The following is an 8179-nucleotide window of genomic DNA, read 5'->3' as shown; positions in this document are numbered from 1 at the left end:
CCAGCGCGAAAGGCTTCGGCACGCAAGGCGCCAAGTCGCGCGCGAAAAAAACCGGGGATGATGTCGCGCGCGTTCAACCTCGTCCCGATTTCGAGCCGCGCGTGGGAGCGCCTGGCGACCTGGGCGATCCTGCTGATCATCGCGGGCGGGATCGTCGGCGTGGCGTTCGTCGCCGGTGTGCCCGCCATGATCCGCGGCGGGATCAGCGAAAGCGTCGCCAATCTCGGCTTCGCGGTGAAGCGGGTGCAGGTCACCGGCGTGAAGCATATGGACCGCCTTGCGGTGTATAACATCGCGCTCGATCAACAGCGCGCGGCGATGACCGATGTCGATCTGGCGGCGGTGCGGCACCGGCTGCTCGGCTTTGGCTGGATTGCCGACGCGCGGGTGTCGCGACGGCTGCCCGATACGCTGGTCGTCGATATTATCGAGCGCGAACCTGCGGCGATCTGGCAGCATGCCGGGCAGCTGACTCTGATCGATGCGACGGGCGTGCCGCTGGCGCGTGTGTCGCCCGACAATGCGCCGAACCTGCCGCTGCTGATCGGTCCCGATGCCAATGGGCAGGCCAAGGCGCTCGACGCGCTGTTGGCCAGAGCGACGCGGTTGAAGCCGCTGATCGCCGCGGCGACATGGATCGGCGACCGGCGGTGGGATATCCAGTTTCAGACGGGCGAGACGCTGTCATTGCCCGAAGGGGAGGGCGCCGCCGCGACCGCGCTGACCAAATTCGAGGGGCTTGATGCGAGCGACCGGTTGCTCGGGCGCGGGCTGGTGCGGTTCGACATGCGCGATCCGACGCGGATGTTCGTGCGCGTGAAACGCCAGGCGGCGCCGACGATCTCGCAACCCAAACCGGTGCCCGAAGCTGTGGCTCCCGTGGCGGCTCCGGCGGTTGCGGTGCCTGCTGCTGACAAGCCGGGGGTGACGACGTGAGGTATTCAGCCTCCTCCAATATTCATGTCGCCCCTGCGAAGGCAGGGGTCCAGATGATCTCTCAAATCGAGATGCAGCTGCAGCTGGGGGGGTTATCTAGGCCCCTGCCTGCGCAGGGGCGACAGATACAAGAGGGGGCCTGGTAATGGCCCAGCCGCGCAAGGAAGACCTGGTCACCGCGCTCGACATCGGATCGTCGAAGGTGTCGGCGCTGATCGCCGAACGCAATGAGGAGGGCGAGCCGCTGACCGTGCTCGGCACCGGCCAGCGCGAAAGCCGTGGCGTCCGGCGCGGCTATATCGCCGACATGGACGCGACCGAACGCGCGGTGCGCGAGGCGGTGGAGCAGGCCGAAAAGATCGCTGGCCTGACCGTCGAGGATGTCTGGGTGAGTTTTTCCGCAGGCGGGCTGGTCTCCAAACTCGCGAGCGTCGAGACCAATTTGGGCGGGCATCGCATCGAGCAGACCGATATCGACGATTTGCTGGCGCATGGGCGCAGCTCGATCGATCCGGAAGGGCGGATGGTGCTTCACGCGCAGCCAACGCTGTACACGCTCGACGGACTGCGCGGGGTGAAGAAGCCTCTCGGCCTCCATGCCGACAGCCTTGGCGTCGACATCCATGTCGTCGCCGCCGAGCCTTCGCCAATCCGCAATTTGGATTTGTGCGTGCGGTCGGCGCATCTCGAAGTGAAAGCCATCGTCGCGGCGCCGGTGGCCGCCGGGATGGCGGTGTTGGGCGAGGAAGAGCGTGAGCTGGGCGTGGCGTTGGTCGAACTGGGCGCAGGCGTGACCAATGTGTCGTTGTGGGCGGGCGGCTTGCTCGTCGGGCTGAAGTCGATCCCGTTCGGCGCGTCGGATATTACCGACGATATCGCCTCGGCGTTTGCCACAAGACGTGCGCAGGCCGAACGCCTCAAATGCCGTTACGGCTCGGCGACGCCCAGTCCCAAGGACAATCACGAGATGATCGAGGTGAGTCCGCGCGAGGCCGACGGGCAGGGCGCCGATACCGCGCGCATCACCCGTGCCGCGCTGATCGCCGTCATCCGCAGCCGCCTCGAACAGATTATGGGCGAGGTCGGCGCGGCGCTGACCGAACTCGGATTCACCGGGCCGATCGGGCGGCAAGTGGTGCTGACCGGCGGCGGCGCGGAGCTGAAGGGGATTGCCGATTATGCGCAGGCGGCGCTGGGCCGCGTGGTACGCGTCGGAAAGCCCAAGGGCGTCAACGGCCTGCCCGAACCGCATAGCGGACCGGCATTCGCGGCGTTGGTCGGGCTGGCGACCTATGCCGCATCCGATCCCGTGGATGTGCGCGCCATCTCGGTCGGCGAGGCTCAGGGCAAGCGCGCCAAGGCCGACGGAATGTTCGGGCGGCTGATCTCCGCGTTCAAGAGCGGATATTGATGCCGCCGAACCGTCCACAGAAATTTGCGGGTGGTTGCGATTTTCGCATGTATGGTGAATCGCTTTGTGTCATAGATACTGCGATGTTGGGGGTCCGCGCCCACAAGATGTTGAAGGAACTGCGCCGATGAGCATCGAATTTCTGCCGCCCGAGGTGGACGAACTAAAGCCCATGATCACCGTCATTGGGGTCGGGGGCGCGGGTGGCAACGCCGTCGCGAACATGATCGCCAGCAAGATCCAGGGCGTCGATTTCATCGTCGCCAACACCGATGCGCAGGCGCTGAAGCAATCGACCGCCGAACGGCGCATCCAGCTGGGTCACAAGATCACCCAGGGACTGGGTGCCGGCGCACGGCCCGAAATCGGGCGCGCGGCGGCGGAGGAGACGCTCGAGACGCTCGAGACCGCGCTCGAAGGTGCGCATATGTGCTTCATCGCCGCGGGCATGGGCGGCGGCACCGGGACGGGTGCGGCCCCGGTCATCGCCAAGGCGGCGCGCGACAAGGGCATCCTGACCGTCGGCGTGGTGACCAAACCGTTCGCGTTCGAAGGCCAGCGGCGGATGAAGTCGGCCGAAGCCGGCATTGCCGAGCTGCAAAAGCATGTCGACACACTGATCGTCATTCCCAACCAGAATCTGTTCCTGATCGCGTCGCCGTCGACGACGTTCAAGGAAGCGTTCCAGATGGCCGACGAAGTCCTGCAACAGGGCGTGCGCGGCATCACCGATCTGATGATCATGCCGGGCCTGATCAACCTCGACTTTGCCGACGTCCGTTCGGTGATGGGCGAAATGGGCAAGGCGATGATGGGCACCGGCGAAGCGACCGGCGAAAATCGCGCGATCGAAGCGGCGGAAAAGGCGATCGCCAACCCGTTGCTCGACGGCGTGTCGCTGAAAGGCGCCAAGGGCGTCATCGTGTCGATCGTCGGCGGCGAGGACATGCGCCTGATGGAAGTCGACGAGGCCGCCAGCCACATCAAGGAACTGGTCGACCCCGACGCCAATATCATCTGGGGTTCGGCGTTCAACGACGCACTGGAAGGTAGAATCCGCGTCTCGGTCGTCGCCACCGGCATCGAGGCCGAGCAGAATAATCAGGCCGAACCCGCGCGCGTGTTCGCGTTCCCGGGTTTCAAGGGCAAGGTCGAAGCGCCCACGCTCTCGATGGCGGCACCCGTTGCGGCCGAAGAGCCGCAGGCTGCCGCGGCGGACGACGTCACGACCGGCGACGAGGGCAATGCCGGTGACGAGCTGCTGCTCGACGATATGGCGATGCTCGACGACGAACCCGAAGCCGCCGCCGCAGCGGCGGATTATGGCACCGACGAAGGCGGGCAGACGATCGACCGCCCGGGCAGCGCGTGGTTGACGCCCGAACCGGCCAATCCGGCCAAGGCGGTCGGTGGATCGCTGTTCGAACGGATGTCGAATCTCGCGCGGTCGTCGAGCGGGGAAAAGCCGGCGGCGAGCGAGGACGATCTCGACTTGCCGCGCTTCCTCAACCGTTAAGCGCGCGGCCACCTTGCGTGGGGCCGCGTCGCGACTATGCCCGCTGACATGATCCGCGCACCGCTTCACGCATGTATTTTCGCGCTGGCGCTCGTGGCGGCGCCGGTTCTGGCCCAGTCTGGTTCGATCGACACGCTCGCCGGGTATCTGCGCACGCTGTCGAGCAATCCGCGCGACATGACCGCGCTGCTCGGGGCGGGTCGTGCCGCGCTCGACGCGGGCGATCCCAATGCGGCGCTGGGGTTTTTCAGCCGCGCCAGCGGAATCGATCCGCGCAACGGCCGCGCCAAGGCGGGTCTGGCGGCGAGCCTGGTGATGCTCGAACGGCCCGACGAGGCGCTCAAATATTTCGCCGAAGCACAGGGGCTGGGCATCGACGAATTGTCGATCGCCAAGGATCGCGGGCTGGCTTACGATCTGCGCGGCGACAACCGGCTGGCGCAGCGCGATTATTCGCTGGCGCTGCGCAACGGCCCGGATGCCGAAGTCACGCGGCGGCTGGCGCTGAGCTATGGCATTGCCGGTGACCGGCAGTCGGCAATGGCCTTGCTCGACCCGCTGATGAGGCGAAACGACCAGGCGGCGTGGCGCGCGCGGGCGTTCGTTATGGCGATGACCGGCAATCTGGATGACGCCAACGCCGTAGCGCGCGGCGTCATGCCGGGCAGTCTGGCGGCATCGATGGCGCCATTTCTGTCCAATCTCGAACGGCTCAACGCCGCCGAACGCGCCCATGCTGTCAATTTCGGGACGATGCCGGTGGGCGGACGGCATACGCAGGTTGCATTGGGCGATCCCTATCGCGGCGTCAGCAGCCCGCCGCCGGTCCAGCTTGCGTCGAATGACTTCACGTTGGGCGCAGCGGGTAGCGGTCGCCGCAAAGCCGAACCGACCTCGCGCGCATCGCGTCGCCGTCCGGGGAGCAGCGATCCCGCGCCTGCGACGACGACACTCGCGGCAAATCCGCCGGCAGTGGATATCCCGCCGCCGCCGGTCCGGCGCGAACCGGTCTTCGCGCCTTCGGTCACGGTCGCGCAAGCCGTTCCAGAACAGCGTTTCACGCCGTCGCCGCCGCCGTCGCCGCCCCCCGTCCGTATTCAGCCGCAGCCGCCGCGGCGTCAGGCCTTGCCGCTGGCCCCCGGCGGGCGCTTGTCGGGCCTGCTCGCCGATGTCAGGCCCGAGGTCGAGACCGCGCCGATGCTGCCCGATCCGGCCAAGCTCCGCGCGCAAAAGCTGGCTGCCAAGAAAAAGGCCGATGCCGAAGCCAAGGCCAAGGCCGAAGCAATCGCCGCGGCAAAAGAGGAAGCTGAAGCCCGCGCGCTCGCCAAACGCAATCCGTCGCGCATCTGGGTTCAGGTCGCCAGCGGGCCGAACGAAAGCGCGTTGCCCTTTACCTGGAACAAGATGAAGAATGCGCATGACGATCTCGACGGCAAGAGCGCCTGGGCGATGCCGTATGGCCGCACCAACCGCCTGCTCGTCGGGCCGATGAAGTCGCAAGCGGATGCCAAGGCGCTGGTCGCGAAGCTCGACAAGGATGGCCTGCGCACCAACGTGTTCCTGAGCGAGGCGGGGCAGGAGATTGCGAAGCTCGCCGCCAAGTGAGGCCGCGCGCACCCTATGCCAGCGACCCGGCGCTGTCGCGCGGGCGCCAGCATCTCGAAGTTTCGGGGGAAACGCGCGGCCCCCGCACCGCATTCCAGCGTGATCGCGACCGCATCATCCACTCGACGGGCTTTCGTCGCCTGCGCCACAAGACGCAGGTGTTCATCGCCCCCGATGGCGATCATTACCGCGTCCGCCTGACGCACAGTCTCGAAGTCGCGCAGATCGGACGCACTATTGCGCGGGCGCTGGGGCTGGACGAGGATTTGACCGAGGCCTTGTGCCTCGCGCACGACATCGGCCATCCGCCGTTCGGCCATGCGGGGGAGGACGCGTTGCGCGACGCGTTGGCGCCTTATGGCGGGTTCGATCACAATGCGCAGACGCTGCGGCAGGTTACCGCGTTGGAGACACCCTATCCGCGCTGGGCCGGGCTCAATCTGAGCTGGGAAACGCTCGAGGGGCTGGCCAAGCATAACGGGCCGGAGACGCAGCCCGGCTGGGCATTGCGTGAAGCCGATGCGGCGTTTGCGCTCGACCTTGATCGCTGGCCCAGTCTGGAGGCGCAGGTCGCGGCGGTGGCGGACGATATCGCGTACGACAATCACGATATCGACGATGGCTTGCGCGCCGGTTTGCTCGACCGGGACGAGGTTCTGGCGCAACCGTTCCTCGCCGACAATTGGGCGGAGGTGCGGCGGCGTTTCAGCGATATTCCAGATACGCGGCTGATGCCCGAACTGGTGCGGCATCAGATCGGCTGGATGGTCAACGACGTGATTCAGGCGACGCGTGAGCGCTGTCGCGACATGCGCAGCGCGGACGATGTGCGCGGCGCGGGGCGGCTGCTCGGCGGGTTTTCGGAAGGAACTGCGGCGGCCGAGCGCGACTTCAAGGCATTCATGTACGCGCGGTTGTATCACCACCCCCAGCAACGGGTCGTCGCGGAGTCGGCGCGCCAGGTGATTGCCGGATTGGCGGCGGCGTATCTCGACGATCCGGCGCGCTTGCCCGATGATTGGCGGACCCGCTTGCCCGAAGAAACCACCGCGCGCGCGCGGCATATCGGGGATTTCATCGCCGGGATGACCGATCGCTATGCCTTGGCGCGCTATGCCGAGCTGGTCGGCCCGCCGCCGCCGATGGACGGCGTTTAGCTCAGCAGCAGTTTGACCCCGACCAGGGTCAGCACCGCCGCGAGCAACGGTTGCAACACGCCGTCGGGCGCGCGGCTGCCGATCAAACTGCCGAGGATGATCCCCGGCACCGACCCGATCAGCAAGGCAGCGAGCAGCCCGAAATCGACGGTGCCGATCAGCCAGTGGCCGATCCCAGCCACCAGCGTCAGCGGCACGGCATGGGCAATGTCCGACCCGACGATCCGCGAGACGGGCAATCTGGGGTAGAGCACCAGCAGGGCGGTGACACCGATGGCGCCCGCGCCGACGCTGGAAATCGATACCAGCACGCCGAGCAACGCGCCCAGCACCACGGTCTCCAGCACCCGGTGCTGCGGACCGGACGGTCCGAAGCGGCGATACGCTGCGGCAACAATGCGTTTGCGCAGCAACATTGCAATGGCCGTGCAGATCAGCGTCAGCCCGAGCGTCAGCGTGATCCCGCGTTCGAACGCCGGGGATGGCTGTCCCGCGCGGCCCATCACGATGAGGGTGACGAGCGCCGCAGGCACGCTGCCCATCGCCAACCGCCGCACGATCCGCCAGTCGACGCTGCCGCGCCAGCCATGCACGCCGCTGCCCACCGTCTTGGTCGCGCTGGCGAACAGCAGGTCGGTGCCGACCGCGGTCGATGGGTGAAACCCGAACAACAGCACGAGCAGCGGCGTCATCAACGACCCGCCGCCGACCCCGGTCAGCCCGACGAGCACGCCGACGAGCAACCCCGCGACCGAGTAAAACGGATTGATATGCGCGAGGAAATCCAGCGAAATGCGCCCCTGTGTGCGCGCCTAGCTACCGCGTCCGCGCGCCAACGCACAACAAGGGTTTATTGGGCACGCGCAACGAAAAGGGCGCCGGGCCGCCCCGACGCGACGGATCGTCTCTTCGGCGATCAGCTGTAGACGACCGAGACCCGGCGGCGGCGCGCCGCGGCGCCCATCAGACCCAGACCGCCGATCATCATCGCCCAGGCCGCCGGTTCGGGCACCGCGGCCGCGATGATATTGTCACCCGAGGGCGTGGAGAATTGCGCCGACGGATCGGCAAAGCCTTGCGGGACCAGGCTGGCCCCCTGATAGCACGGCGTGCTCGGATAAGGTGTGCTGGCGGCACAGACATAGCTGGTTCCGCTCGAAAAGCTGGTCTGGAACAGCAGGTAGCTGGGCAAGGAATTGTCGAAATCGAACAGGATGTGCGCGGCGGTAGCGGTGGTGCTCGTCCCGCTGACGAACACATTGCTGTTCAAATTGGTCAGGACGTTGCTGGCGCCATCGCCCTGCACATTGAGCGACCACGACACGAAATTGCCCGCGCTCAACACGCCGATCGCGCCGTCGGTCACGACGGTGCCGGTCAGATGCCCAAAGGCACCGACATAATCGTCGAGCGCATAAGTGATGTTGGCCGCCGTGGCGGTTCCGGCCAGCAACGATGTGGCCAGTGCAGCAGCAAGCAATTTCACGCGACGCCCCTTTTTTTCCCATTCGTTACGAAATTGTTACCATCGGTCGGCAGGGCATATTTGGTTAA

At 66.5% G+C, this 8179-nt stretch carries 7 protein-coding genes; 5 read left to right on the top strand and 2 right to left on the bottom strand.

Annotated elements, in window-relative coordinates:
* Nucleotides 1-60 precede the first annotated feature (60 nt).
* The 5 genes from ACM9ME_RS03875 to ACM9ME_RS03855 all read left to right on the top strand — a co-directional run bounded on the left by ACM9ME_RS03875 (nt 61) and on the right by ACM9ME_RS03855 (nt 6625).
* A complete protein-coding gene (locus ACM9ME_RS03875) occupies nt 61-936 on the top strand; it encodes a cell division protein FtsQ/DivIB (RefSeq protein WP_415642122.1) in 876 nt (291 codons plus the stop codon).
* A gap of 145 nt (nt 937-1081) precedes the next feature.
* Nucleotides 1082-2347: a cell division protein FtsA gene (ftsA, locus tag ACM9ME_RS03870; RefSeq protein ID WP_415642121.1), complete on the top strand. Its 1266-nt coding sequence runs from the start codon at nt 1082-1084 to the stop codon at nt 2345-2347.
* Between the two features lie 127 nt (nt 2348-2474).
* Entirely contained in the window at nt 2475-3863 is a 1389-nt protein-coding gene (gene ftsZ, locus ACM9ME_RS03865) for a cell division protein FtsZ (RefSeq protein ID WP_415642120.1), read from the top strand.
* Nucleotides 3864-3911: 48 nt separating this feature from the next.
* Nucleotides 3912-5468, top strand: coding sequence for a tetratricopeptide repeat protein (locus tag ACM9ME_RS03860; RefSeq protein WP_415642119.1), 1557 nt, complete (start codon nt 3912-3914; stop codon nt 5466-5468).
* On the top strand, nt 5465-6625 hold the full coding sequence (locus ACM9ME_RS03855; RefSeq protein ID WP_415642118.1) for a deoxyguanosinetriphosphate triphosphohydrolase: 1161 nt from the start codon (nt 5465-5467) through the stop codon (nt 6623-6625). The genes ACM9ME_RS03860 and ACM9ME_RS03855 overlap by 4 nt, the downstream gene beginning before the upstream one ends.
* Here the strand turns inward: ACM9ME_RS03855 and ACM9ME_RS03850 are convergent.
* Together ACM9ME_RS03850 and ACM9ME_RS03845 are read right to left on the bottom strand one after the other, a co-directional pair.
* Nucleotides 6622-7413, bottom strand: coding sequence for a sulfite exporter TauE/SafE family protein (locus ACM9ME_RS03850; RefSeq protein ID WP_415642408.1), 792 nt, complete (start codon nt 7411-7413; stop codon nt 6622-6624). The two genes, ACM9ME_RS03855 and ACM9ME_RS03850, sit on opposite strands and share 4 nt — an antisense overlap.
* A gap of 128 nt (nt 7414-7541) precedes the next feature.
* Nucleotides 7542-8111: a PEPxxWA-CTERM sorting domain-containing protein gene (locus tag ACM9ME_RS03845; protein ID WP_415642117.1), complete on the bottom strand. Its 570-nt coding sequence runs from the start codon at nt 8109-8111 to the stop codon at nt 7542-7544.
* Nucleotides 8112-8179: the final 68 nt, after the last annotated feature.

The organism is Sphingomonas antarctica, from assembly GCF_965137005.1.
In the GTDB taxonomy this organism is placed as follows: Bacteria; Pseudomonadota; Alphaproteobacteria; order Sphingomonadales; family Sphingomonadaceae; genus Sphingomonas_O; species Sphingomonas_O antarctica.
Note: the sequence above shows the minus strand (reverse complement) of the source record. Positions and strands in the feature narration are given on the sequence as shown.

Excerpts from the sequence above, each read along its gene's own strand:
- ACM9ME_RS03875 (WP_415642122.1), top strand. The coding sequence starts at position 61 with ATGTCGCGCGCGTTCAACCTCGTCCCGATTTCGAGCCGCGCGTGGGAG.
- ftsA (WP_415642121.1), top strand. The coding sequence starts at position 1,082 with ATGGCCCAGCCGCGCAAGGAAGACCTGGTCACCGCGCTCGACATCGGA.
- ftsZ (WP_415642120.1), top strand. The coding sequence starts at position 2,475 with ATGAGCATCGAATTTCTGCCGCCCGAGGTGGACGAACTAAAGCCCATG.
- ACM9ME_RS03860 (WP_415642119.1), top strand. The coding sequence starts at position 3,912 with ATGATCCGCGCACCGCTTCACGCATGTATTTTCGCGCTGGCGCTCGTG.